At 71.9% G+C, this 24,912-nt stretch carries 19 protein-coding genes and 1 tRNA gene; 9 read left to right on the top strand and 11 right to left on the bottom strand.

The genetic code is table 11. The features are described 5' to 3' along the window. Nucleotides 1-124: 124 nt before the first annotated feature. The 5 genes from EDD40_RS19480 to EDD40_RS19460 all read left to right on the top strand — a co-directional run bounded on the left by EDD40_RS19480 (nucleotide 125) and on the right by EDD40_RS19460 (nucleotide 6,092). Nucleotides 125-1,135, top strand: coding sequence for a methionine ABC transporter ATP-binding protein (locus tag EDD40_RS19480; protein WP_123744188.1), 1,011 nt, complete (start codon nucleotides 125-127; stop codon nucleotides 1,133-1,135). Beyond that, a complete protein-coding gene (locus tag EDD40_RS19475; RefSeq protein ID WP_123744187.1) occupies nucleotides 1,132-1,815 on the top strand; it encodes a methionine ABC transporter permease in 684 nt (227 codons plus the stop codon). The genes EDD40_RS19480 and EDD40_RS19475 overlap by 4 nt, the downstream gene beginning before the upstream one ends. 28 nt (nucleotides 1,816-1,843) lie before the next feature. Then, a complete protein-coding gene (locus tag EDD40_RS19470; protein ID WP_123744186.1) occupies nucleotides 1,844-2,650 on the top strand; it encodes a MetQ/NlpA family ABC transporter substrate-binding protein in 807 nt (268 codons plus the stop codon). 510 nt (nucleotides 2,651-3,160) lie between these two features. Further along, nucleotides 3,161-4,126 (top strand): 4-(cytidine 5'-diphospho)-2-C-methyl-D-erythritol kinase, encoded by a 966-nt coding sequence (locus EDD40_RS19465; RefSeq protein ID WP_123744185.1) that lies wholly within the window; start codon nucleotides 3,161-3,163, stop codon nucleotides 4,124-4,126. 193 nt (nucleotides 4,127-4,319) lie between these two features. Beyond that, nucleotides 4,320-6,092 carry an ABC-F family ATP-binding cassette domain-containing protein gene (locus tag EDD40_RS19460; RefSeq protein ID WP_123744184.1) on the top strand — a complete coding sequence of 591 codons (1,773 nt, stop codon included), beginning with the start codon at nucleotides 4,320-4,322 and terminating at the stop codon, nucleotides 6,090-6,092. A gap of 242 nt (nucleotides 6,093-6,334) precedes the next feature. Here EDD40_RS19460 and EDD40_RS44815 read toward each other — a convergent pair whose 3' ends face one another. Beyond that, nucleotides 6,335-7,672 carry a DivIVA domain-containing protein gene (locus tag EDD40_RS44815; protein ID WP_425471217.1) on the bottom strand — a complete coding sequence of 446 codons (1,338 nt, stop codon included), beginning with the start codon at nucleotides 7,670-7,672 and terminating at the stop codon, nucleotides 6,335-6,337. 107 nt (nucleotides 7,673-7,779) lie between these two features. On the opposite strand from EDD40_RS44815, the gene EDD40_RS19440 reads away from it, so the two are divergent. Continuing rightward, entirely contained in the window at nucleotides 7,780-9,429 is a 1,650-nt protein-coding gene (locus EDD40_RS19440; protein WP_123744183.1) for a fatty acyl-AMP ligase, read from the top strand. 52 nt (nucleotides 9,430-9,481) lie between these two features. Here EDD40_RS19440 and pth read toward each other — a convergent pair whose 3' ends face one another. The 8 genes from pth to EDD40_RS19400 all read right to left on the bottom strand — a co-directional run bounded on the left by pth (nucleotide 9,482) and on the right by EDD40_RS19400 (nucleotide 17,495). Beyond that, on the bottom strand, nucleotides 9,482-10,051 hold the full coding sequence (gene pth, locus EDD40_RS19435) for an aminoacyl-tRNA hydrolase (protein WP_123744182.1): 570 nt from the start codon (nucleotides 10,049-10,051) through the stop codon (nucleotides 9,482-9,484). Further along, complete coding sequence (locus EDD40_RS19430) at nucleotides 10,041-10,553, bottom strand: DivIVA domain-containing protein (protein WP_123744181.1); 513 nt, start codon at nucleotides 10,551-10,553, stop codon at nucleotides 10,041-10,043. Before EDD40_RS19430 ends, pth begins: the two co-directional genes overlap by 11 nt. Before the next feature lie 58 nt (nucleotides 10,554-10,611). Continuing rightward, a complete protein-coding gene (locus EDD40_RS19425) occupies nucleotides 10,612-11,217 on the bottom strand; it encodes a 50S ribosomal protein L25/general stress protein Ctc (protein WP_123744180.1) in 606 nt (201 codons plus the stop codon). Nucleotides 11,218-11,626: 409 nt separating this feature from the next. Then, nucleotides 11,627-12,598 carry a ribose-phosphate diphosphokinase gene (locus tag EDD40_RS19420; protein WP_123748141.1) on the bottom strand — a complete coding sequence of 324 codons (972 nt, stop codon included), beginning with the start codon at nucleotides 12,596-12,598 and terminating at the stop codon, nucleotides 11,627-11,629. Between the two features lie 13 nt (nucleotides 12,599-12,611). Then, on the bottom strand, nucleotides 12,612-14,108 hold the full coding sequence (glmU, locus tag EDD40_RS19415; protein ID WP_123744179.1) for a bifunctional UDP-N-acetylglucosamine diphosphorylase/glucosamine-1-phosphate N-acetyltransferase GlmU: 1,497 nt from the start codon (nucleotides 14,106-14,108) through the stop codon (nucleotides 12,612-12,614). Between the two features lie 68 nt (nucleotides 14,109-14,176). Beyond that, nucleotides 14,177-15,826, bottom strand: a complete 1,650-nt coding sequence (locus tag EDD40_RS19410) for a GGDEF domain-containing protein (protein ID WP_236594662.1) — start codon at nucleotides 15,824-15,826, stop codon at nucleotides 14,177-14,179. Nucleotides 15,827-15,917: 91 nt separating this feature from the next. Further along, nucleotides 15,918-15,988, bottom strand: a tRNA-Gln gene (locus EDD40_RS19405). Nucleotides 15,989-16,349: 361 nt separating this feature from the next. Further along, nucleotides 16,350-17,495, bottom strand: a complete 1,146-nt coding sequence (locus tag EDD40_RS19400; RefSeq protein WP_123744177.1) for an alpha/beta hydrolase family protein — start codon at nucleotides 17,493-17,495, stop codon at nucleotides 16,350-16,352. 155 nt (nucleotides 17,496-17,650) lie between these two features. Between EDD40_RS19400 and EDD40_RS19395 the strand changes: the two genes are divergently transcribed. Together EDD40_RS19395 and EDD40_RS19390 are read left to right on the top strand one after the other, a co-directional pair. Next, nucleotides 17,651-18,610, top strand: a complete 960-nt coding sequence (locus EDD40_RS19395) for an acyl-CoA desaturase (protein ID WP_123744176.1) — start codon at nucleotides 17,651-17,653, stop codon at nucleotides 18,608-18,610. Nucleotides 18,611-18,738: 128 nt separating this feature from the next. After that, a complete protein-coding gene (locus tag EDD40_RS19390; protein WP_053719425.1) occupies nucleotides 18,739-19,332 on the top strand; it encodes a TetR/AcrR family transcriptional regulator in 594 nt (197 codons plus the stop codon). A gap of 146 nt (nucleotides 19,333-19,478) precedes the next feature. On the opposite strand, the gene EDD40_RS19385 is transcribed toward EDD40_RS19390, so the two are convergent. After that, on the bottom strand, nucleotides 19,479-20,600 hold the full coding sequence (locus tag EDD40_RS19385) for a PQQ-dependent sugar dehydrogenase (RefSeq protein ID WP_123748139.1): 1,122 nt from the start codon (nucleotides 20,598-20,600) through the stop codon (nucleotides 19,479-19,481). A 49-nt stretch (nucleotides 20,601-20,649) separates the two neighbouring features. Then, on the bottom strand, nucleotides 20,650-21,180 hold the full coding sequence (locus EDD40_RS19380; RefSeq protein WP_123744175.1) for a DUF4291 domain-containing protein: 531 nt from the start codon (nucleotides 21,178-21,180) through the stop codon (nucleotides 20,650-20,652). Nucleotides 21,181-21,333: 153 nt separating this feature from the next. On the opposite strand from EDD40_RS19380, the gene mfd reads away from it, so the two are divergent. Further along, entirely contained in the window at nucleotides 21,334-24,912 is a 3,579-nt protein-coding gene (gene mfd / locus EDD40_RS19375; protein ID WP_170185139.1) for a transcription-repair coupling factor, read from the top strand.

Raw genomic sequence — 24,912 nt, 5'->3', positions numbered from 1 at the left:
CAGCCGCTGACCAGCCGCAGCGCCTCGAATCCCCGCGTCCTCCATCGAGGACACCTTTCTGAGCCGAGCCGTCGGTCACGCACGCCATGAGCGTGCGCTGCCGCATGCCGTCGTGGAGCGAAACGTGATCACTGTCGAGAACCTCACCAAGACCTTCCCCGGGAGTACCGGGCAGGTTCGCGCGCTGGACGGCGTGAACCTGGACGTCGCCGCGGGCACCGTCCTCGGCGTCGTCGGCCCCAGCGGGGCGGGCAAGTCCACCCTGGCCCGGTGCGTCGCGCTCCTGGAGCGCCCCGACAGCGGCGCGATCCGCGTCGACGGCACCGACCTCGTCTCGCTCGACGGCACCGCGCTGCGCGCCGCCCGCCGGCAGATCGGCGTGGTGCCGCAGGGCGACTCCCTGCTGCGCCAGCGCACCGCCGCGGGCAACGTCGCGCTGCCGCTGGAAGCCGCGGGCGTCGCCGGGCCCCAGCGCCGCACCCGCGTCGCCGAGCTCCTCGACCTCGTCGGCCTCACCGACAAGGCCGGCTCGTACCCGGACCAGCTCTCCGGCGGGCAGCGCCAGCGCATCGCGGTCGCCCGGGCGCTCGCCGCGTCGCCGTCCGTGCTGCTGGCCGACGAGCCGACGTCCGCGCTCGACCCCGACACCACCGGCTCCGTGCTCGCCGTGCTCGACCGGGCGCGCGCCGAGCTGGGCGTGACGGTCCTCGTGGTCACGCACGACATGGGCGTGGTCCGGAAGATCTGCGACGACGTCGCGGTGCTGGAGGACGGCCGCGTGGTGGAGCACGGCAAGGTGCTCGACCTGGTGTCGGACGCCGCGAGCCGCACGGCCGCGTCGCTGCTGCCCGCCGTGGACCAGAACCCGGCCCTGGAAGGCTCGTTCGACCGGGTCGCGGACGTCGTGCTGATCGGCTTCGCCGCCGTGGGCGCGCTGCTGCCCGAGGCCACCAGCCGGTTCGGCGTGGAGCTGAACCTGCTCGGCGGCGGCCTCACCAGGCTCGGCGAGACCCCGGTGGCGCGGTTCCGCGTCGGCCTGAAGGGCGAGCGCGCCGACTCGGCGCTGGAGTGGATCTCCGAAGCGGGCGGCTCGGTGCGCCGGACCCTCTCGGGTCCCCAGGGAGTAGCTGCGTGAGGTCCGCAACACCCTGGTCCATCGTGTTCGACGACGTGCTGGTCGCCACCGGCGAGACGTTGTACATGGTGGTCGTCTCCACCCTGATCGCCGTTCTGCTCGGAGCGCCCGTCGGCGTCTGGCTTCAGCTCACCGCACCCGGTGGGCTGAAGCCCCGGCCGGTGCTGCACAAGGTGCTCGGGTTCGTCGTGGACCTGGGCCGCTCCATGCCGTTCCTGGTCCTGCTGGTGGTGCTGACCTCGCTGACGAGGCTGCTGCTGGGCAGCACCATCGGGCCGACCGCGGCCATCGTGCCGCTCGCCGTGGGCGCGATCCCGTTCGTCGGCAGGCTGGTCCAGAACGTGCTGGCCGAGGTGCACGTGTCGGTGGTCGAGGCCGCCGTCACCACCGGGTCGTCCACGCTGCGGATCGTGCGCAGCGTGCTGCTCCGCGAGTCGTTGCCCGCCCTGGTCAACGCCATCGGCGTGACCGCGATCGCCCTGCTGGGCTACTCGGCGATGGCGGGCGTGGTCGGCGGCGGCGGGCTCGGCGACCTCGCCGTGCGCATGGGCTACCAGCGGTTCAACGACCGCTACCTGTGGAGCACGGTCGTCGTGCTGGCCGTCATCGCCACCGCGATCCAGTTCACCACCAACCGCGTGGCCCGCGGCGTCGACCGCCGCCGCACCGCGTCCGTCTGATCGCCTTCCTCCTCACCTAAGGAACGACATGCGTATTCGTGCTGCCCTGCTGGCCGTGCTGCTGACCGCGGTGGGCTGCGGTAGTGGCGACACCGGCGCCGCGTCCGACCCCGGCGCGCCGCTCAAGGTGGGCGTGAGCCCCGTGCCGCACGCCCAGGTGCTCCAGTACGTCGCGGACAACCTCGCCGCGGCCAAGGGGCTCGAGATCGAGGTCGTCGAGTTCACCGACTACGTGCAGCCGAACACGGCGCTCGTCGACGGGTCGCTGGACGCGAACTACTTCCAGACCGTGCCGTACCTGGACACGTTCAAGGCGGAGAGCGGCGCGACGCTGGAGTGGATCGGGCCGGTGCACCTCGAGCCGCTCGGCTTGTACTCGAAGAAGCACAAGTCGCTGGCCGACCTGCCGTCCGGCGCGCGCGTGGCGGTGGCCAACGACGCGACGAACGAGGCGCGCGGCCTGCAGTTGTTGCAGGCCAACGGCCTGATCAAGCTGGCGCCGGGCAAGGAGAAGACGGCGACGGTCCGGGACGTCGCGGAGAACCCGCGCGGGCTGGAGTTCGTCGAGCTGGAGGCCGCGCAGCTGCCCCGGTCGCTGGACGACACGGACGCGTCGGTGATCAACGGCAACTACGCCATCGACGCCGGCCTGAAGCCCGCGTCCGACGCGTTGGCGCTGGAGAAGGCCGAGGGCAACCCGAACGCGAACGGCCTGGTCACCCGGTCGGAGCTGAAGGACGACCCGCGGATCAAGGACCTGCTGGCCCTGCTGCAGTCGCAGGAGGTCAAGGACTACATCAAGACCACCTTCTCGGGCTCCGTCCTCCCCGTCTGACCCGCGAGTCCTACCCCCAGAACACGAGAGTCCTACGTTCGGACCACGTGAGTCCTACGTTCAGAACACCCGAGTTGAACACTCAGGCGTCCGGAGACGGCCGATCGGGCGTTGAAGGGCGAACGCTTGCGCAGGGGTCCTCGCCAAGGGGACCCCTGCCCTTGTCCGGCTGCCCGCAGGCCGCCCCGGACTGCTGACGCGACTGTTCGCGGAACGGGATCTCGCACCCGTCCGGCGCAACCGGACCTCGCACCCGGACGTACCGCCGCTGACATCCGCCCACCGGCCGGCACCGACCGTGCCGCCGGGGTGCCGCCCGAACTCCGAACGCTTCGCAGGGGTCCTCGCCAAGGGGACCCCTGCTTTTATTCTGCCCGACGGGCACGACGAGGGAAATGACTCGGGCCCGGCCTGTGGATAACTGGGAAAGGCCTGGTCGGAGGTGTCTTTCGTCGCAGGTCGGCGATCGGTGGGAGCGGGCGACCCGGAAACGCCCGTACGCTTCATGGCGTGCTCGCTGTCGTCCCGCCCCCGGTCACCGTCCGCGTCCCGGCCAAGGTCAACCTGCACCTGGCCGTAGGCGACTCCCGCGCGGACGGGTACCACGACCTGGTGACGATCTTCCAGGCCTTGTCGCTGACCGACGAGGTGACCGTCGCCATCGCCGACGACCCCGGTGTCGAGGTGCACGGCGAGGGCGCCGACTCGGTGCCCACCGGCGCGTCCAACCTGGCGTGGCGGGCGGTGCGGGAGCTGGCCCAGCACGTCGGCCGCGACCCGGACGACCCGAAGGTCCGCATCGTCATCCGCAAGTCCATCCCGGTCGCCGGCGGCATGGCGGGCGGCAGCGCGGACGCGGCGGCGACGCTCGTCGGCCTGGCCTCGCTGTGGCGGCTGGAGATCAGCCGGGACGAGCTGGCCGGCGTCGCGGGCAAGATCGGCGCGGACGTCCCGTTCGCCATCTACGGCGGCACGGCCCTCGGCACCGACCGCGGCGACCGGATCGTGCCCGTGCTGTCCCGCCACACGTTCCACTGGGTGCTGGCGTTCGACCGGCGCGGCCTGTCCACGCCCGAGGTGTTCGACGAGCTGGACCGGCTGCGCGCGGACGGCGACCCGCCCCGCGTCGGCGAGGCGGAAGCCGTGCTCGAAGGCCTGTCCTCCGGCGACCCGCGCCAGCTCGCGCTCCTCCTCGGCAATGACCTGCAAGCCGCCGCCGTGTCCCTGCGCCCCAACCTGCGCCGCACGCTGCGCGCGGGCGTCAACGCGGGCGCGTTGGCCGGCATGGTCTCCGGGTCGGGCCCGACCTGCGCGTTCCTCTGCACGGACGGCGACTCGGCGGTGCGCGTGGCGGCCGAGCTGGCGGGCGCGGGCGTCTGCCGGACGGTGCGCGTGGCGCAAGGCCCGGTGCACGGCGCGCGCGTCATCGGCACCGAAGAAGCACCCCGGCCGATCCCGCCCGAAGTGCACGCGTGACCTGCCCGCCGGTCTGCTCCGCCGACAGGTCGCAGCCGGCCACCTGACCGGCGGCGACGCCCTGAGCTGTGACTTCGGCCTCCCCGGCTCGGTGGTGGCCGGTGCGCCGAGCCCGGCCGGGAGGTCGTCACCGGCGCGATAGCTAGGCTGGCGTACTGCGTTGTCACCCCGTTCTCGATGAAGGTGCTGGTACATGGCCAACTTGGTCAACTTGGAGAACGTCTCCAAGTCGTTCGGCGTGCGTCCGCTGCTCGACGGCGTGTCCCTCGGCGTCGGCGAAGGCGACCGGATCGGGGTCGTCGGTCTCAACGGCGGCGGCAAGACGACGCTGCTGGAGGTGCTGGCCGGGCTCGCCGAACCGGACGAGGGCCGCGTCAGCCAGAACCGCGGCCTGCGCATGGCCGTGGTCACGCAGCGCACCGAGCTGGCCGAGGGGTCGACGGTGCGCAACGCCGTGATCGACCCGCTCGGCTTCGACTCCGAGCACGAGTGGGCCTCCGACGCGCGGGTGCGGTCGATCCTCGACGGGCTCGGCATCACCGGTTTCGGGCTGGACTCGCCGGTCGGCACGATGTCCGGCGGCGAGCGGCGGCGGGTGGCGCTGGCGGCGGCGCTCGTGCAGGACCTCGACCTGGTCGTGCTGGACGAGCCGACCAACCACCTGGACGTCGAGGGCGTGCGGTGGCTGGCGGAGCACCTGCTGGCCCGGCGCACGGCACTCGTCGTGGTGACACACGACCGGTGGTTCCTGGACACGGTGTGCAGCCGCACGTGGGAGGTCGTCGGCGGTCGCGTCGAGCAGTACGAGGGCGGCTACGCGGACTGGATCTTCGCCCGCGCCGAACGCGGCCGGCTCGCCGACACGCTGGAGGAGAAGCGCCGCAACCTGGCCCGCAAGGAGCTGGCGTGGCTGCGCCGAGGCGCGCCGGCCCGCACGTCCAAGCCCCGCTACCGCATCGACGCCGCCGAGGCGTTGATCTCCGACGTGCCGCCGCCGCGCGACACGGTGGAGCTGGTGGCGTTCGCCAAGCGCCGGCTCGGGCGCACGGTGCTGGAGCTGGAGGACGCGACGCTGACCGTGCCCGACCGGGTGCTGGTGCGCGACCTGACGTGGCGGATCGGGCCCGGTGACCGGGTCGGGATCGTCGGCGTGAACGGGTCGGGCAAGACGACGTTGCTGCGGGCGCTGGCCGGTGAGCGCGAGCTGGAGACCGGCAAGCGCGTGCAGGGGCAGACGGTGAAGCTCGCGCACCTGAGCCAGGAGCTGCACGACCTGGACGGGTCGATGCGGGTGCTGGAAGCCGTGGAGGAGATCGCGCGGCGGGTGGTGCTGGGCAAGCAGGAGATGTCGGCGTCGCAGCTGGCCGAGCGGTTCGGGTTCTCGTCGCAGAAGCAGTGGACGCCGGTGGGCGACCTGTCCGGTGGCGAGCGGCGGCGGTTGCAGCTGTGCCGGCTGCTGATGGCCGAGCCGAACGTGCTGCTGCTCGACGAGCCGACCAACGACCTGGACATCGACACGTTGCAGCAGCTCGAGGACCTGCTCGACTCGTGGCCGGGCACGCTGGTGGTGATCTCGCACGACCGCTACCTGGTGGAACGGGTGTGCGACCAGGTGGTGGCGCTGTTCGGCGACGGTGGGCTGACCGACCTGCCGGGCGGGATCGAGGAGTACCTGCGGCGGCGGGACAAGCAGAAGGAGGTCGCCGCCGCGCCGAGCGCGAAGCCCGCGACGTCCACTCCGTCGTCGGCGGCGGACCAGCGTGCGGCGCGCAAGGAGCTGTCCCGCCTGGAACGGCGACTGGAGACGTTGCAGAAGAAGGAAGCCAAGCTGCACGCGGCGCTGGCCGAGGCGGCCACCGACCCGGAACGCCTGCTGGCCCTGGACGCCGAGCTGAAGGCCGTGATGGCGGAGGCCGAGGACGTCGAGACGCAGTGGCTGGCCGCCGCCGAATCCGCCGAATCCTGACCCTCCGCGAGAGTCCTGCCTTCACCGCGCGTGAGTCGTACCTCCACGCCGCGTGAGTCCTACCTTCACGGCACGTGAGTCCAACGTCGACGGTTCGAGAGTCCAACGTTCAGCGCACCTGAGTTCACCACTCGGCAGACCGGGCGGTCGGTCCGAGCGTTGAACTCAGGGTCCGTGAACGTTGGACTCTCGCCGTCCGAACGTCGGACTCACGCGGCGTGGAGGTACGACTCACGCGGGGGTCAGCGGTTGCGGCGGCGGAGCTCGGCGGCGAGCAGGGGCATCAGCTCGTCGACGAACGCGCAGTCGTAGCCCTGGCCCGCCATCAACGACGTGGCGAACTTCGCCGTCGCCACCTCCTCCGACGACGCGCCGAGCATGCCGTCGAGCGCGATGCCGACCTCCTCCAGCACCCGGTCCACCTGCGACGTCCGGTACCCGCGCTGCGCCGGCCCGGCCACCGGGATCTTGATCGACCGCAGCTGCTTCCACGACGTGATCGGCGGGATCTCCTCGAGCCGCGGCGGTCCGTCGCCCAACTGCTTCTCCACCCGCGCCAGGAACGCGTCCACCTCGGTCTCGTCGTACCCGCGCCGGCCGAACATGGGCCGGCTGAACCGGACCTCGCGGACCTCGCGGGCGGTCAGGTCGTCCTGCCCGAGCAGCGTGTTCTCGATCCGGTCCAGGAACTTGTCGACCTGCGACTCCTGGTAGCCGCGCCGGCCGCGCGGCGGCTTGCCGAAGGCGGCGGTGCGGACGTCACGAGCGGTCAACGGGCGCGTGCCGGGACCGGGACGAGGCCGCACCAGAGGCGCAGGGGAAGCGGGAGAAGCGGGAGAAGCGGGAGAAGCGGGAGAGGCGAGGGAGGCAGGGCGGGTGGGGGAAGCGGGAGGAGCGAACGCGGCGGGAGCCGAAGAGGAGGCGAGGGGAGCGGGTGCGACCGAGGAGACCGGCGGCACGGCCCGGGGCGGCATCCGCTCCAACGTCACCACGACGAGGTCGAGGAACGTGTCCACGTCGTCCTCGTCGTACCCCACCCGTCCCGGCGGGGCGAAGCTGAACTCGAAGTCCTGCACTTCCCGGGCGGTCAGGTCGTCACGACCCGCCAGGGTGTTCTCGATCCGGTCGAGGAACGCGTCGATCTCGCCCTCGTGGTAGCCCCGGTTCCCCGGTCTGGGCTTGTGGAACCGCACGCCGCGCACGTCCTGCGGCGTCAGCCGGGCCGCCGGGCGCATCCCGGTCGACGTGGCGTGCGCGCCCTGCGCGGGGGCGGTGGCCTGGCGCCGCTGGGGCGTCGAGCCGAGCGTCTCGGCCACCAGGTCCATGAACGCGTCGACCTCGGCCGCGTAGTAGCCGGGCCGCGAGGGTCTGAACCGCACCTCCCGCACGTCCTGCTCGGTGACGTCGTCACGGCCGAGGAGCGTCGCCTCGATGCGGTCCAGGAAGGTGTCCACCTGCCCCTCGTCGTACCCGGGCTGGCCGGGCGGGGGGCGGTGGAAGGCGACCTGCCGCAGATCCTGCGCGCCCAACAGCGGCGCCGGATGTGCCGGCAGGTGCTGGCGAGCGTCGAACCCGGCCACCCAATTACCTCCTTCGTGTGGTGTACCGGGGAGTATCGCCGGATGATGCGCCCGATGTTTCGCCCTATCGGCTCAATGCGCCGAAAGATCGCTCTACCCTGACGGACATGAGCCGGTTCGTGGACACGATGGTGGCAACCGCTACGGGCGCCGGGGGACGGGCGCGTGGCATGACCACGGGGGAGCCGAACGCCCCGATCCGCAGGTCGTGGGCGGAGGTGCACGAGCGGGCCGCGCGCATGGCGGGCGCGCTGGTGGCGGGCGGGGTGGCGCGCGGCGAGTCGATCGCGGTGCTCGCGGGCGACCCGGCGGAGATCGCGCCGGCCGTGCAGGCGGTGTGGCTGGCCGGCGGCAGCACGACCATGCTGCACCAGCCGACGGCCCGCACCGACCTCGGCGAGTGGGCCGGTGACACGCTGCGGGTGCTCACCATGATCGGCGCGAAGCTGGTGCTGCTCGGCGCGCCGTTCGACGCGCTGTCGGGCGTGCTGGACGAGAACGGCGTCTCCTACCTCAGGCTGGCCGAGCTGGACGGCGAGCCGCTGGGCGCGCCCGTCGACGTGGACGAGGACCTGCCCGCGCTGCTTCAGCTCACCAGCGGTTCCACGGCCGACCCGAAGGCCGTCCGCATCACGCACGGCAACCTGTGGTCCAACGCCAAGGCCATGGAGATCGCCGCCGAGCTCGATCCGGAGACCGACCGGATGGTCTCCTGGCTGCCGCTGTTCCACGACATGGGGATGGTCGGCTTCCTGACCGTGCCGATGCTGTTCGGCATCGACCTGGTGAAGGTCACCCCGGTCGACTTCCTCGCCCGGCCCACCCTGTGGCCGGACCTGATCAGCCGCTACCAGGGCACCATCACGGCCGCGCCGAACTTCGCCTACGCCATCGCCGCCCGCCGCATGCGGGGCGTGGACGACGGCGCGTTCGACCTGTCGAAGCTGCGGATCGCGCTCAACGGGGCCGAGCCCATCGACCCGGCCGCGGTGAAGACGTTCACCGACGCGGGCGAGCGCTTCGGGCTGCGCGCCGAGTGCGTGCTGTGCGCGTACGGCATGGCGGAGACGACGCTGGGCGTGGCGTTCGCGCCGGTGTTCACCGGGCTGGCGGTCGACGTCGTGGACCCGGAGGAGCTGGAGGCGGGCCACCGCGCCGTGCCGGTGTCGCCGGAGAGCCCGAACGCGCGGGCGTTCCCGCTGCTCGGGCCGCCGTTGCCGGGGCTGGAGGTGCAGGTGGTCGACACCGAGGGCAAGGTGCTCGGCGAGCGCGAGGTCGGTCAGCTGCGGGTGCGCGGCGAGGCCGTGACGCCCGGCTACCTCACCGTGGACGGGCCGAAGGGCACCCAGGACGCCGAGGGCTGGCTGGACACCGGCGACGAGGGCTACGTGGTGGACGGCCAGGTCGTCGTCTGCGGGCGGCGCAAGGACGTGATCATCATGGGTGGGCGCAACATCTACCCCACGGACATCGAGCGCGCCGCGACCGCCGTGGAGGGCGTGCGCGCGGGCAACGCGGTGGCCGTGCGGCTGGACGCGGGCACGCGCCGCGAGCGGTTCGCCGTGGTGGTCGAGTCGAAGCTGGCCGGCGAGGAGGACGCGGTGCGGGCGTTGAGCAAGGAGATCAGCGCGCGGGTCGTGGACGCGGTCGGGCTGAGGCCGTTCTCCGTGGTGGTGCTCAAGCCGGGCAGCCTGCCCAAGACGCCGTCCGGCAAGCTCCGCCGGTCCGCCGCCGCGGGCCTGGTGCCCAGCGCGTGACGTCGTCGGCGGCGCGGTCGACCGGCTCCCGCCTCGACCGCGCCCCGGCGCGTCAGTGGAACTTGTTCTGGGCGCCTTCCAGGCCGAGTTCGAGCAACGCCTCCACGGCGTCCGCCGTGCGGTCCAGCTCCAGCGCCAGCTGCTTGCGCTCGACCAGCGAGAAGTCGCGCAGCACGTAGTCGGCGGGGTCCATCCGGCCCGGCGGCCGGTCCACCCCGAACCGCACCCGGTGGTAGTCCTTGGTGCCCAACGACTTCGTGATCGACCGGAGCCCGTTGTGCCCGTTCTCGCCGCCGCCGAGCTTGAGCCGCACCACGCCGAACGGCAGGTCCAGCTCGTCGTGCACGACGATGATCGACGACGGCGGCGCCTTGTAGAAGTTCGCCGTGCCCGCCACCGGGCCGCCGGAGGTGTTCATGTAGCCGCGCGGCTTCGCCAGCACGACCCGGCGTCCGGCCAACCGGCCCTCGATCACCTCGGCGCCGCCCTTGTGCGCCTTGAACTTCCCGCCCACCCGGGCGGCCAGCTCGTCCAGCACGAGGAAGCCGACGTTGTGCCGGTTGCCCTCGTACTTGGGGCCGGAGTTGCCCAGCCCGACGACCAGGGCGACGTCATCGACCACGGAACCGCAACTCCTGCTCAAGCTCGTCCAACAGGGCGTCCACCGCGCGCACCTGGTAGCCCCGCCGCAACCCGGACGTGGTGGTGAACCTGGTGTGGCGCACCTCGCTGGAGGTCATCCGCCCCCGGCCGTCCAGCGCCGCGGCGGCCCGGCCGAGGAACGCGTCGACTTCGCCGCGATCGTAGCCGTTCGGGGAGCGCGGCAGCTTCACCGCCAGCACGGCCTCGCCGGTCTGCAACGTGGTCGGCGGCACGTGCCCGGACCGCAGCTGGTGCTCGCACGCCGCCAGGAAGTCGTCCACGGCGCGCTGGTCGTAACCGCCGGCGATCTCCGTGAACACGATCGTGCGCACCCGATCGGGGGGCAGCGGCACGCGTCCGGCGAGCGCGTCGGCGATGCGCAGCACGAACGCGTCCACCTGCGCCGGGTCGTAGCCCTTGCCCCTCTTGCGGGGGAACCGGGTGGCGCGCACCTGCGCCGGGCTGAGAAACGGGAACGGCACGCCACCCCAGCCGGATGGCGGGGGAGGCGTGCCGTTCGAGTTGCCCGACGTGATGGGCTCAGCCTTCTTCGGTGGCCTCGGCCTCGGCGGCCTCGCCGGAGTCACCGGCCACCTCGGCGGCGGTCGGCGCGGCGTTGATCGCGAGGACCATCGCCTCACCGTCGGTCACCAGGGTGGTGCCGGCGGGCAGCTCCAGGTCGGAGGCGTGCACCTGGGTGCCCGCGCCGAGACCCGCGATCGAGTACTCGACCTGCTCGGGGATGTTGAGGGCGTCGGCCTCCACCTGGACGGTGGTGAGGTCCTGGGTGAGCAGGGTCGCCGCGGCGGCTTCGCCGGTGAGGACGATCGGCACCTCGATGGTGACCTTCTCGCCCCGCCGCACCAGCAGCAGGTCGACGTGCTCGATGTAGTTCTTGATGGGGTGCGTGGTGACGGTCTTGGTCAGCGCCAGCTCGGTGGAGGACTCGATGTCCAGCGTGAGAACTGCGTTCTGACCGTGCTCGCGGACAACACGGGCGAACTCGAGCGCCGGCAGGGCCAGGTGCTTCGGGTCGGAACCGTGGCCGTAGAGCACCGCGGGGATCTTGCCGGCGCGGCGGGTGCGGCGGGCGGCGCCCTTGCCGAACTCGGTGCGCTGCTCTGCGGCGAGACGGACCTCGGACACGGTGGGGCTCTCCTAACGGTCTGGCCTGGTAAACGTCGGCGGGTACGTCGGGCGGGGCGAAGCGGGGGTTGGCCTGCGGCGGCGGGCGGCGCGGAGGGTGAACACGCGCGGCATCACAACCGCCGCGTCGATCACGCCGAGCGTGATGCTCGCCCTCGCCGAGGCAACCTGGCCAGTGTAGGCCCGACCGGCGGACGGGGCCTAATCGGGGGCCTGAACGCCTTGCCCGGACGGTCGCGAACGGTGAATTCGGGGGTCCTGGACGTTGGACTCACGAGGTCTGGACGTTGGACTCACGGGCGCTGAGCGTTGGACTCACGGGGGCTGGAAGTACGGCTCGCCCGTTCCGGACGCAGGACACGCGCGGGAGTCCTGCGTCCGGAACGGGCGAGCCGGGTCGGGCGAGGTGTCAGGCGTTGCCGTCGAACAGGGAGGTCACCGAGCCGTCCTCGAAGACCTCCTGGATCACGCGGGCCAGCAGGGGGGCGATCGGCAGCACGGTCATGGCCTCGAAGCGCTTCTCCGCCGGGATGGGCAGGGTGTCGGTGAAGACGACCTCGCGGGCGCCGCAGTCGCGCAGCCGCTCCACGGCCGGACCCGAGAGGACCGGGTGGGTGGCGGCGATGACGACGTCCGACGCGCCCTCGGAGAGGAGCTGGTCCACGGCCTTGGTGATGGTGCCGCCGGTGTCGATCATGTCGTCGATGACGACGCACAGCCGGCCCTCGACCTGGCCGACGACCCGGTTGGCCACGACCTCGTTCGGCCGCAGCGGGTCGCGGGTCTTGTGGATGAACGCGATCGGCGTGCCGCCCAGCGTGTCCGCCCACTTCTCGGCCAGCTTGGTGCGGCCGGCGTCGGGGGACACGACGGTGATCTCGCGGCCCGCGTACTTGCCCCGGATGTGCTCGGCCAGCAGCGGCATGGCCCACAGGTGGTCCACCGGGCCGTCGAAGAAGCCCTGGATCTGCGAGGTGTGCAGGTCCACCGACACCAGCCGGTCCGCGCCCGCGGTCTTGAACATGTCCGCCACGAGGCGCGCCGAGATCGGCTCACGGCCGCGGTGCTTCTTGTCCTGCCGCGCGTAGGGGTAGAACGGCATGATCACGGTGATGCGCTTCGCGGAGGCGCGCTTGAGCGCGTCCACCATGATCAGCTGCTCCATCAGCCACTGGTTGATGGGCGCGCAGTGCGACTGGATGACGAACGCGTCGCAGCCGCGCACGCTCTCCTCGAACCGCACGAAGATCTCGCCGTTGGCGAAGTCGTACGCCGACTGGGGGGTCACCGACACGTTCAGGTGCTTGGCCACCTGCTCGGTCAGCTCGGGGTAGGCCCGCCCGCCGAAGAGCATCAGGTTCTTCTTGGGTGTCCCGGCCATCGTGGGGTTCACGTCAGCGCCCTTCATCGGTTGTGGCTGCATTCTCGGGCGTCAGAGCGCGCTGCGCCGCTTCGGCCGAAGGTGTGCCCGCGCGGCGGGACACCACCCATCCGTCCAGGTTCCGCTGGGGTCCGCCGGACACGGCCAGCGCGCCGGGCGGCACGTCGCGCCGCACCACGGTGCCCGCGCCGGTGTAAGCGCCGTCGCCGACGGTGACCGGCGCGACGAACATGTTGTCGGAACCGGTGCGGCAGTAGGACCCGATCGTGGTCCGGTGCTTGTTCACCCCGTCGTAGTTGACGGTGACGCTGGCCGCGCCGATGTTGGAGTGCTCGCCGATGGTGGCGTCGCCGATGTAGCTCAGGTGCGGCACCTTGCTGCCGGCGCCGATGTCGGAGTTCTTCGTCTCCACGAAGGTGCCGATCTTGCCGCGCTCACCGAGCCGGGTGCCCGGCCGCAGGTAGGCGAACGGGCCGACGGACGCGCCCGCGCCGATCTCCGCGCCGGAGCCGTGCGTGCGCACCACGGTCGCGCCCGCGCCGATCACGCACGCCGAGAGCGTGGTGTCCGGACCGACGACCGCGCCCTCGCCGACGGTGGTGCCGGCCCGCAGCTGCACGTTCGGCTCGATCAGCACGTCCCGCTCCAGCCGCACATCGGCGTCCAGCCACGTGGTGGCCGGGTCGACCACGGTCACGCCCGAGCGCATCGCGGCCTCCACCAGCCGGCGGTTCAGCTCGGCGCCCAGCCTGGCCAGCTGCACGCGGTCGTTCACGCCCTCGACCAGCCAGGCGTCCGACGTCACGAGCGCGCCCACGGGCCGACCGTCGCCGCGCGCGATGGTCAGCACGTCGGTCAGGTACAGCTCGCCCTGCGCGTTGTCGGTGGACAGCCGGGACAGCCCGTCGCGCAGCACGGCCGCGTCGAAGGCGTACACCCCGGAGTTGATCTCGGTGATCGCCTGCTGCTCGGGCGTGGCGTCCTTCTGCTCCACGATGCCCTCGACCGAGCCGTCCGCGGACCGCACGATCCGCCCGTACCCGGTGGGGTCGGCCACCACGGCGGTCAGCACGGTGACGGCGTTGCCGCGCGCGCCGTGCTCGACCAGCAGGCCGCGCAACGTCTCCGCGTCCAGCAGCGGCACGTCGCCGTAGGTCACGACGACCGTGCCGCCGAGGTCGGCGGGTGTGCCCGGGACCTCGGCCAACGCTGCCAGGCCGCAGCCGACCGCGTGCCCGGTGCCCTTCTGCTCTTCCTGCACGGCGACGGTGACCTTGCGGTCCAGCGCGGTGGACAGGCTGTCGAGGTGGTCGGCGACCGCGGCGCGGCCGTGGCCGACCACGACGGCGAGGTGGTCCGGTCCGGTCCCGGCGGCGGCGCGCACGGCGTGCTCCACCAGGGAACGGCCCGCGACGCGGTGCAACACCTTCGGGGTGGCTGAGCGCATGCGGGTGCCTTCACCCGCTGCGAGGACGATCGTGCTGACTGGGGTGGGGACACCCTCGAGCATCAGCGCTCTCCCTAGCTGAGATGCGTGCCTTCAGCGGGAGGGGCCTGGCTTCCCGCCAGGTGCCGATACTAAGCCTCCGAGGAGGGCTCGCCTTCCACGGCCGCAACCTGGCAGCCACCTCGCCGCTTCGCCGCGTACATCGCCGAGTCGGCTCGGGCCAGCGCCGCGTGGGCGGCCTCGCGCGGGCGCACGGAGATCACGCCGACGGACAGCGTGACCCCCCTGGACAGCTCGGATCGCAGCGTGGCGACGGCTTCCACGGCCCGGCTGAGGGCCGCTTCGGCGGCGTGCAGGGGCGCGCCGGGCAGCAGCACGACGAACTCGTCGCCGCCGTAGCGGGCCACCAGGTCGTCACCCCGCAACGCCTGGCGCAGTGTGCTCGCAATCACGCGGAGGACATCGTCACCCTCGGCGTGCGAGTGCTTGTCGTTGACGACCTTGAACCCGTCCAGGTCGACCAGCGCGATGGCCATCGGGTGGGTCTGCGCGTTGATCAGCGCGGCCAGCCGGTCGTCGAGGGCGCGGCGGTTCGGCAGCCCGGTCAGCGGGTCCTGCAACGCCTGCTGCGCGATGGCACCGTGCGCGCGGGTGAGCCGTTCGTGGTCGCGCCGGGTGAGCAGGGTCGCGGTTCGCGCCTCCTGCATCAGCCACAGCTCGACCTCCAGCGCGTTGGCGTAGGTCTGCAACGCCGAGATGGTGCGCTCGCCGTGCGGACCGGACATCCGGGCGTACTCGCGGGTCAGGCACAGCATCAGGGTGGGCTCGGAGGTGTCGTGCTCCAGCCGGTCCTGCGCGTCGTGCAGCACCTGCAACGCCTGCTGCGGCAGCTCCTCCATCTCCAGGCAGCGGGCCAGCGCGATCGACACGATGATCAGCTCGCGGGCGTACATGGACAGCTCGCGCAGCGCCCACAGCCGCGCGATGTGCTCCGCCCCCGGTTTGGCCAGCGCGTGCGCCGCGCCGATCACCGGCACCTGCTCGGCGGCGGTGCGGTCGCGCCTGCCGGGGTGCAGCGACTCGCGGAACGGCCCCTCGACGGCGGTGGCGATGGCCGACGCGGTGGCGAACCGCTCCGCGGCCTCCTCGAAGTTGTCCACCCGCTCCAGCCGCAGGCCCCAGCCGATCAGCAGCCGGGCCCGGTTGACCAGGTGGACGTAGATCTGGTGCGGGTTGGCGCTGTCCCGGATCGCGTTGTGCGCCCGCGCCAGCACCTCGTCCGCCATCTCGTAGACGCCGAGCTGCGTGAGCACGAGCCCGGTCGACTGGAGCGCGGAGGCGAGCAGCCGGTCCCAGGTGCGCTTGTCGATCATCGGGTCGGGGGTGAGGTCCTCCTCCAGCATCGCCAGGCCGGCGGCGACCTCGGTCAACGCCTTGTCCTCGAACCCGCCGAGCAGGTAGCGCCGCCCGCGCAGGGCGTGCGCCTCGGCCTCCAGCACCAGCAGGCCGTGCCGGCGGCAGTGCGCCAGCATCTCGTCCAGGACGGAGTCGGAGAGGTCGACCAGGCCGGGGGTGACGATCCGGACGACCGCGGCCGCGCGCAGCAGCTGGCCGACGATCCGCGGCTCGCCGCGGCCCTGCGCCTCGGCGAGGATCTCGTCGACCTCGTGCGCCGCGTCGAGCTGTTCGGACAGGTGGCTGCTCTGGGCCACGGCCACGAGCTCACTCGCGCGGCCGACCAGCCACGCGTCGGACATCTCGTGGAGAGCCGGAGTCGCCACGTTGCCCTGCTCGTCGACCGCTTCCTCGTGCAGCGACTCACACCCCCATGCAGACGCAGGGCGGCCGGGGCCTTCGTGGCCCGGCCCCTCGCTCCGCCACCAGGATTCGAACCTGGACCATCGGAACCAAAATCCGAGGTGCTGCCTTTACACCATGGCGGAACGGCCGGGGTTCGCCCCGACCGCGCGAACACATGTTGTCACGAGTCCCCCTCGAAGGTCAGCACCACCACTCAAGTGGCGGCAACCTTACCGTAACCCGATCATGACACTGCGTGTTTGTGCAGGTAGAGGGCGTGCGAGACGTGGCCCAGATCACGGCTGGGTGAGCCTGGTGCCGTGGCGGGCCGGTGCCGGCCGGCCGCCGACGGGGGTTCCGGTGCCTCCATTCGCCACGATTTCGTCCGAAACAATCACCCGCTTAACTACCTGCTGTAGTCAAGCGGGCACGGCCGGCTGCGCGGTCGTGCGGCCGAATGCCCCACCGGACGCCTGCTGTCGGACGCCCGCCGGCGGACGCCCGCTACCGGATGCCGTCCACCGAGTCGAGGAACTCCGTCAGGGCGCGGTCGTAGGACTCCGGGTCGACGTTCCACGCCGCCGTGTGCTCCGCCGCGGGCACCTCGACGTACCGCAGCGGCCAGTCGAGCCGGTCCGCCGCCGCGGCCAGGTCGCGCGACGCCTGCACCGGCACGGTGCCGTCCGCCGCGCCGTGGAACAACAGCGTCGGCGGCCGGTGCGCGGGCGGGTGGTCGAGCAGGTCGAACCGGGCGAACTCGAGGTCGACCCGCCAGTCCGAGACCAGCTCCGCGATCGGCACCAGCTGCACCGGCACGCCCCGGTTGCGCGACTGCAGCTCCAGCGTCTTCGACCAGCTCACGACGGGTGCGTCGAGCACGACGGCGGCCACGTCGCCCGCCTGCGCCGAGCGGTCGAGGAACTGGCCGACGATCGCGCCGCCCATCGACCAGCCGTACAGCACCACGTCACGCGCGCCGTGCTCGCGGGCGTACCGCACGGCCGCCTCCACGTCGCGCCACTCCGTGTCGCCCAGGTGGTACAGGCCGTCCGGCGAACGGGGCGCGCCCTCGTCATTGCGGTAGGTCACGGCCAGAACGGGTAGTCCCAGGTCGTGCAACGCAGGCATGACCCGCAGCGCCTCGGCCCTCGTGCCACCCCGACCGTGCACCGCGACGACCCACGTGGCCGACGTCGCGGGGACCAACCATGCCGGTGCTTCACCCAGTTCGGTCGGAATTCGCACTTCCGTGTACTCCAGGTCGAGCGCGGTGGCCGGGTCGGTGCTCCAGACCGAGGTCTCCAGCCGCACCTGCGTGCCGTCGGCCGGAGCGACGCCCTGCAGCTCCCGCACCACCGTGCCCTCGGACCGCTGCGTCACCTGGCCGACCTTCGCGCCGCCGCCCGGCCAGACGAGGCCCCACGTGCCGGGGAGCGCGGCGACCCCGGACTCCGCCAGCGAGACGGTCCCCGAAGCCGACGACGTGACCACGTCGCGGTAGCCGGGACGGGCGTTCGCGGGGTCCAGCAGCTGTCCGCTGTAGTACCAGCCGAACCCCAGCAGGGACCCGATGAGCAGCAAGAACACCACCGCGAAGGTGACGAGTGCGATGCGCGGGCGGCGGCGTCCGCGGACGTTCGGTGACCCCATCACCGAATGATGCCCCGGCGTTGATCGACACGCCCGACTTCCTGAGAACACGCCGTGACTTTGCCCCCGGCTATGGCGGCACAAGGCTGACCTAACTTACGCTTGCGTAAGTTACGGCCCCGTAGGTAGCCCCGAACACACAACGAGGTACATGTATGACCAGCACCCTTGAGAGCAGGTCCACGCCGCGAGGTCCCGAGGATCGCGGACCCAAGCCGATGATCGAAGGACGGCGCGGGCACGTCGAGCAGTTCGGCGTGTACGTGTTCGTCATCGTGCCGTTCCTGGCTCTGCTCGCGGCCGTTCCGCTCGCCTGGGGATGGGGGCTGGGCTGGGTCGACGTCGCGCTGTTCGTCGCGTTCTACTACCTGGCAGGCCTCGGCGTGACGATCGGTTTCCACCGGTACTTCACGCACGGCTCGTTCAAGGCCAACCGCGCGCTCAAGATCGGCCTGGCGATCGCGGGCATGATGGCGCTGCAGGGACCGGTGATCGTCTGGGTCGCCGACCACCGCCGCCACCACGCGTTCTCCGACCGCGAGGGCGACCCGCACTCGCCGTGGCTGTTCGGCCGCGGCCCGGTCGCGCTGGCCAAGGGCTTCTGGCACGCCCACATGGGCTGGCTGTTCGACCGCGACAAGACCAACGCCGAGCGCTTCGCGCCGGACCTGCTGGCCGACAAGGACCTGGTCCGGATCGACAAGCTGTTCCCGCTGTGGACCGCGATCAGCCTCCTCGCGCCCGCCGTGCTCGGCGGCCTGATCACCATGTCGTGGGCCGGCGCGCTCTCGGCGTTCTTCTGGGCCGGTCTGGTCCGGGTGGCGTTCCTGCACCACGTGACGTGGTCGGTCAACTCGATCTGCCACATGGTGGGCGACCGCCCGTTCGCCGCGCGCGACCGTTCCGCGAACGTGTGGGCGCTGGCGATCCTGAGCTTCGGCGAGTCGTGGCACAACCTGCACCACGCCGACCCGACGTGCGCCCGGCACGGCGTCAAGCGCGGTCAGATCGACACCTCCGCGCGGATGATCTGGCTGTTCGAGAAGTTCGGCTGGGCGACCAACGTGCGGTGGCCGAACCAGCAGCGACTGGCCCGGATCAGCGCCAAGAAGTGAGCGCGGCCGGGACGTAGTCGGACAAGCGACCACCTGCCCCTCGCGACTCACGCGGGGGGCAGGTGTTTAGGGTGGTCTGGGTGGCGGGGAGACGGCGCGGCGACGGGACACCGGTGCCGCGCGTGCGGATGACGGGCAAGGAGCGCCGCGAGCAGCTGCTCGACGTGGCCCGCGCGTTGTTCGCCGAGAAGGGCTTCGAGGTCACGTCCATCGAGGAGATCGCGCACCGGGCGGGCGTGTCGAAGCCCGTCGTGTACGAGCACTTCGGCGGCAAGGAAGGCATCTACGCGGTCGTGGTGGACCGGGAGATGCAGTACCTGATGGACCACATCGTCAACGCGCTGTCCGGCGGGCACCCGCGTGAGCTGCTGGAGCAGGCGGCGTGCGCGTTGCTGGACTACATCGAGGGCTCGACGGACGGCTTCCGGATCCTCGTGCGCGACTCGCCCGTGGCGTCGTCCACCGGCACGTTCTCGTCGTTGCTGAACGACATCGCGTCCCAGGTGGAGTCGATCCTGGGCCTGCACTTCTCGCGCCAGGGCTACGACCGCAAGCTCGCGGCCCTCTACTCGCAGGCCCTCGTCGGCATGGTCGCCCTCACCGGCCAGTGGTGGCTGGAAGTCCGCAAGCCGAAGAAGGACGAGGTGGCCGCCCACCTGGTCAACCTGGCCTGGAAGGGCCTGTCCCACATGGACCACAAACCCCGCCTCCGCACCCGCTGACCGCGAGAGTCGTACGTTCACGTCGCGAGAGTCCAACGTTCGAAGCACCTGAATTCAACGCTCAGCACAGTTCGCCAAGTGCTGAACGTTGAATTCAGGGTGCGTGAACGTTGGACTCGCGAGCCCTGAACGTTGGACTCTCGGGGTCAGGGGTTGGTGATGCGGAGGATCTTGTCGTCGGTGCCGTTCGAAGTGGTGACGTAGAGGGAGCCGTCGGGGCCCAGTTCGGCGCCGCGGAGGCGGCCGTGGGCGCCGTCCAGCTCCGGGGGGATGGCCACCGAGTGGACGCCACCCTCCTGGGTGATGGTGAAGAACAGCACCTTCGCGCCCTTCAGGGCGGTGACGGCGAGCACGCCGTTCAGCGAGCCCCACTGCTCGCCGACCAGGAACGCGGCGTCGCAGATCGCCTCCGTCGGCCGGCCGGACGACCACACGGCGGGCACGGCGTCGGGGAAGCGCGTGAGGTCCGTCATCGGCACGTCCTCGTCGTACCCGCTGACGGCGCCGCCCTGCGACGGGTCCCAGCCGTAGTTCCCGCCGGCCTTGAGCGCGTTCACCTCGTCGTCCACCGACGGCCCGTGCTCGGCGGTGAACACCATCCCGTCCTGCCGCACGGCGACGCCCTGCACGTTGCGGTGCCCGTAGGTGTAGATCCGGTCCCCGAACGGGTTGCCCGCCACGCCCTCGCCGGTGGCGAGGTCGACCCGCAGCACCTTGCCGCCGAGGCTCGACCTGTCCTGCGCCACGTCGCCCCGCGCGGTGTCGCCGGTGCCGATGAGCAGGTTCCCGTCCCGGTCCAGCGCCATCCGGCAGCCGGAGTGACGTCCGCTCGACGCCGTGGGCAGCCCCGAGAGCAGCGGGTCCTTCACCCTCGTCGCCTTCGCGCCGGCCAGCTCCCACGTCACCAGCCGCACGTCGGAGGACGTGTTGAAGCACGTGGTGAACCGATGGCTGGTGGCGAAGTCGGGGTGCACGACCAGGCTCATCAGCCCGCCCTCGCCCCGCGCCTCGACGTCGCCGAGGTCGGCTTCGACGTCGGTGACGGACCCGTCGGCGGACACCAGCGCGATCCGCCCCGGCCGCTGCGGCACGAGCATCCGCCCGTCGGGCAGGAACCCCACGTCCCACGGGTGGCTCAGCCCGGTGGCGACCACCTCGACCTTCAGCCCTTCGGGCGTGGTCGTCGAGGGCGCGCTCCCGCCGGAGCCCTCCGTCGAACACGCCGCGCACGCGGCCAGGACCGCGGCGAACCCGACAAACCGACGCATGGCGCCCAGCATGATAACCCCCGTGTGTGCTCTCCGTTCACGCGGCCCGTCATGCGCCCGGCATCGGGTACGGGCGTTCCACCGGCAGCAACGCCCGCGCGCCGGCCAGGTCACCGGCACGCACCAGCGCGTGCGCCTCCCGGGCGAGCGGCGTCACGTCGGTCAGCCCCACGATCCACTCCCGCACGTACCGCCGCGACGCCTCGCCGGCGAGCCCCAGCTGCAACGACCGGTGCGGCAGCGCGTTCAGGCGCAGGTCCCGCTCCGGGTCCCACTGCACCCGCACGTCCGGTTTGCGCCCGACGCCCTCGTCGCTGGGCACGGCCGCCCGCACCGCCCAGTCGAACCCCGATCGGGTGATTCGCACGGCGAGCACGCGCTCCTGGTCCGGCTTCTCGCCCCAGCCGGACCGGTACATCATCCAGAGGAACGACGGCTTGACCCACGTCATCCGCCCCGGCTTGAACGGCGGCACGAACCGGCCCGCGGCCAGTGCGGGGACGGCGATGGCGGGCGGGTACGCCTGGTACACGGTGATGTGCCGATCGTCGTAGTCGGCCCTGATCTGTCTCTGCTCCACGTACCCAGCGTCACCCCGCGGTCAACCGAAATGACGGGGCACCTCGCCCGGAAGGGCCGTAGGCTGGGAACCGAGAACCCCTCCGGTGGACGTGTGGACGCTCAGTCCCGGGCAGGGGTCTGTCCGCGTTTGATCCCCCGGGGAGCCATCGCAATGCCCCAGCCCGGCCCGCTGTCCGGCCTGCTGACCGCTGTCCTGCCCGACAAGGCGCTGCGCGCCCTCGCCGACTCGATCGGCGTGCCCGACCTGGAACTGGAAGGACCGCCCGCGGCCCGCCCGCTGGTGGCGGCGGCCCTGGCCGCCGGCGCGCCCGTGCTCGCGGTCACCGCGACCGGCCGCGAGGCGGACGACCTCAAGGCCGTGCTGTGCGACCTCATCGGCCCCGAGCAGGTGGCGATCTTCCCGTCCTGGGAGACGCTGCCGCACGAGCGGCTGTCGCCCCGCGCGGACACGGTCGGCGCCCGCCTGGAGGTGCTGCGCCGCCTGGCCCACCCCGGCGAGCACCCGCTCAAGGTGGTCATCACCACGGTCCGGAGCCTGATCCAGCCGATGGCGCCGGGTCTCGGCGACCTCGTGCCGGTGCGCCTGGCCGTCGGCTCCGAGCACGACTTCGACGCGCTGGCCCGCACCCTGACCGAGATCGCCTACACCCGCGTCGACATGGTGGAGAAGCGCGGCGAGTTCGCGGTCCGCGGCGGCATCCTGGACATCTTCCCGCCGACCGCCGTGCACCCGCTGCGGATCGAGTTCTGGGGCGACGAGGTCAGCGAGATCCGGCCCTTCTCGGTCGCCGACCAGCGGTCGCTGCCGGAGGAGGTCGACGGGTTCGTCGCGCCGCCGTGCCGCGAGCTGCTGCTGACCGCGCAAGTCAGGGCCAAGGCCGCCGCGCTGGCCGAGGAGCACACGGCCGACGCGCACCTGCACGAGCTGCTGACCAAGATCGCCGAGGGCATCCCGTCGGAAGGCATGGAGGCCCTGATCCCGGCCCTGTGCGAGGGCGAGCTGCAGCTGCTCACCGACGTCGTCCCGGCGGGCACGCACGTGGTGCTCAACGACCCGGAGAAGATCCGGGCCCGCGCCGCGGACCTCGTGCGCACCGGCCAGGAGTTCCTGGAGGCCTCCTGGATGGCCGCGGCGGGCGGCGGGCAGAGCCCCATCGACCTGGACTCCAGCGCCTACCACAGCCTCGCCGACGTGGCGCAGTCCGCGCGGGCGAAGGGCCGGCCGTGGTGGACGCTCAGCCGGCTCACCACCGAGGGCGAGGACGTCGTCCGGCTGGAGCTCAAGCAGGTCGAGGCCTACCAGGGCGACATCGACCGGGCGTTCGCCGACCTGCGCGCCCACACCGTCTCCGGCGGCACGGCGGTCCTCGTCGTCCCCGGCGCGGGCACGGCGCAGCGCGCCACCGAGCAGCTGCGCGAGGCCGACGTCAACGTCGTGCTCCGGGACGCCCTGGACACCGCGCCGAAGAAGGGCGCGGTCACCGTCGTGCGCGGCGCGCTGGAGGACGGCTTCTCGCTGCCCGAGCTGGCCCTGGTGGTGCTCACCGAGACCGACCTCACCGGCGGGCGGCACGGCACCTCCACCAAGGACATGCGCCGCATGCCCAGCCGCCGCCGCAACGCGGTGGACCCGCTGGCCCTGCGGCCCGGCGACTACGTGGTGCACGAGCAGCACGGCATCGGCAAGTACGTCGAGATGGTGCAGCGCACGACCAAGGACACCGCCGGCGTCACCGCGACCCGCGAGTACCTGGTCCTGGAGTACGGCTCCAGCAAGCGCGGCCAGCCCGGCGACCGGCTGTTCGTGCCGACCGACCAGCTCGACGAGATCTCCCGCTACGTCGGCGGCGAGCTGCCCACGCTGAACAAGCTCGGCGGCAGCGACTGGAAGAACACCAAGGCGAAGGCGAAGAAGGCGGTCAAGCAGATCGCCGCGGAGCTGGTCCAGCTCTACGCCGCGCGGCAGGCCGCGCCCGGGCACGCGTTCGCGCCCGACACGCCGTGGCAGCGCGAGCTGGAGGACGCCTTCCCGTTCACCGAGACCCTCGACCAGATGGCGGCGATCGACGAGGTCAAGGCCGACATGCAGCGCACGGTCCCGATGGACCGGGTGATCTGCGGCGACGTGGGCTACGGCAAGACCGAGATCGCGGTGCGGGCGGCGTTCAAGGCGGTGCAGGACGGCAAGCAGGTCGTGGTGCTGGTGCCGACCACGCTGCTGGCCCAGCAGCACCTGAACACGTTCACCGAGCGGATGCGCGCGTTCCCGGTGACCATCAAGGGCCTGTCCCGGTTCACCGACCCGCAGGAGGCCGAGCGGACGATCACCGGCCTGGCCGAGGGCGACGTGGACATCGTCATCGGCACGCACCGGCTGCTGCAGAAGAGCCTGCGCTACAAGGACCTGGGCCTGGTCATCGTGGACGAGGAGCAGCGGTTCGGCGTCGAGCACAAGGAGCACATCAAGGCGCTGCGCACGCACGTCGACGTGCTCACGATGTCCGCCACGCCGATCCCGCGCACCCTGGAGATGTCGCTGGCCGGCATCCGCGAGATGTCGACCATCCTCACCCCGCCCGAGGAGCGGCACCCGATCCTGACCTACGTCGGCGGGTACGACGACAAGCAGGTCGCCGCCGCCATCCGCCGCGAGCTGCTGCGCGACGGCCAGGTCTTCTTCGTGCACAACCGCGTGTCCTCGATCGAGCGCGCCGCCCGGCACATCCGCGAGCTGGTCCCCGAGGCCCGCGTGATCACCGCGCACGGCCAGATGAACGAGGACAAGCTGGAGAAGATCATCCAGGGTTTCTGGGAGAACGAGTACGACGTGCTCGTCTGCACCACGATCGTCGAGACCGGCCTGGACATCTCCAACGCGAACACGCTCATCGTGGAGCGCGGCGACCTGCTCGGCCTGGCCCAGCTGCACCAGCTGCGCGGGCGCGTGGGCCGCGGCCGGGAACGCGGCTACGCCTACTTCTTGTACCCGCCCGAGGCGCCGCTGACCGAGACCGCGCACGACCGGCTGGCCACGATCGCGCAGAACACCGAGCTGGGCGCGGGCATGGCGGTGGCCATGAAGGACCTGGAGATCCGCGGCGCGGGCAACATCCTCGGCGCCGAGCAGTCCGGGCACATCGCGGGCGTCGGCTTCGACCTGTACGTGCGGCTGGTCGGCGAGGCCGTCGAGGCGTTCCGCAAGCACGCGGGCGCGGACGGTGAGGTCGAGGAGGACCTGGCCGAGGTCCGCGTCGACCTGCCCGTGGACGCCCACATCCCGCACGACTACGTGCCCGGCGAGCGGCTCCGGCTGGAGGCCTACCGCAAGATCGCCGCCGCGAGCGACGCCGAGGCGCTGCAGTCGGTGTGGGACGAGCTGAAGGACCGCTACGGCACGCCGCCGCTGCCCGTCGAGCGGCTGCTCGCGGTGGCCCGGTTCCGGCAGGCGTGCCGCGAGCACGGCGTCACGGAGGTCGCCACCCAGGGCCAGACGATCCGCTTCGCGCCGCTGGAGCTCAAGGACAGCCAGCTCGTGCGGCTGCGCCGGCTGTTCCCGAAGGCGGTCTACAAGCAGACCGCCCGCACCGTCAGCGTGCCTCGTCCGACGGAGGGCGCGGCCGGCGGCCGGATGGGCGCACCCCAGTTGCGTGATCAGGAATTGCTGGATTGGTGCGCGCAGTTCCTGCAGTCTTTGGCGGGGACTCCCGTGAGCGGCGTCACGAGGACGTGA

The sequence above is a fragment of the Saccharothrix texasensis genome (genome assembly GCF_003752005.1).
Classification (GTDB): domain Bacteria; phylum Actinomycetota; class Actinomycetes; order Mycobacteriales; family Pseudonocardiaceae; genus Actinosynnema; species Actinosynnema texasense.
The sequence above is the reverse complement of the archived record's forward strand: the minus strand, read 5'-3'. Positions and strand labels throughout refer to the sequence as shown.

Bases quoted from the DNA above. Each gene is read 5' to 3' on its own strand.
- EDD40_RS19470 (WP_123744186.1), top strand. From the start codon at position 1,844: ATGCGTATTCGTGCTGCCCTGCTGGCCGTGCTGCTGACCGCGGTGGGC.
- EDD40_RS19460 (WP_123744184.1), top strand. From the start codon at position 4,320: ATGGCCAACTTGGTCAACTTGGAGAACGTCTCCAAGTCGTTCGGCGTG.
- EDD40_RS19440 (WP_123744183.1), top strand. From the start codon at position 7,780: ATGAGCCGGTTCGTGGACACGATGGTGGCAACCGCTACGGGCGCCGGG.
- EDD40_RS19420 (WP_123748141.1), bottom strand. From the start codon at position 12,598: ATGGCCGGGACACCCAAGAAGAACCTGATGCTCTTCGGCGGGCGGGCC.
- glmU (WP_123744179.1), bottom strand. From the start codon at position 14,108: ATGCTCGAGGGTGTCCCCACCCCAGTCAGCACGATCGTCCTCGCAGCG.
- EDD40_RS19400 (WP_123744177.1), bottom strand. From the start codon at position 17,495: ATGGGGTCACCGAACGTCCGCGGACGCCGCCGCCCGCGCATCGCACTC.
- EDD40_RS19395 (WP_123744176.1), top strand. From the start codon at position 17,651: ATGACCAGCACCCTTGAGAGCAGGTCCACGCCGCGAGGTCCCGAGGAT.
- EDD40_RS19390 (WP_053719425.1), top strand. From the start codon at position 18,739: ATGACGGGCAAGGAGCGCCGCGAGCAGCTGCTCGACGTGGCCCGCGCG.
- EDD40_RS19385 (WP_123748139.1), bottom strand. From the start codon at position 20,600: ATGCGTCGGTTTGTCGGGTTCGCCGCGGTCCTGGCCGCGTGCGCGGCG.
- mfd (WP_170185139.1), top strand. From the start codon at position 21,334: ATGCCCCAGCCCGGCCCGCTGTCCGGCCTGCTGACCGCTGTCCTGCCC.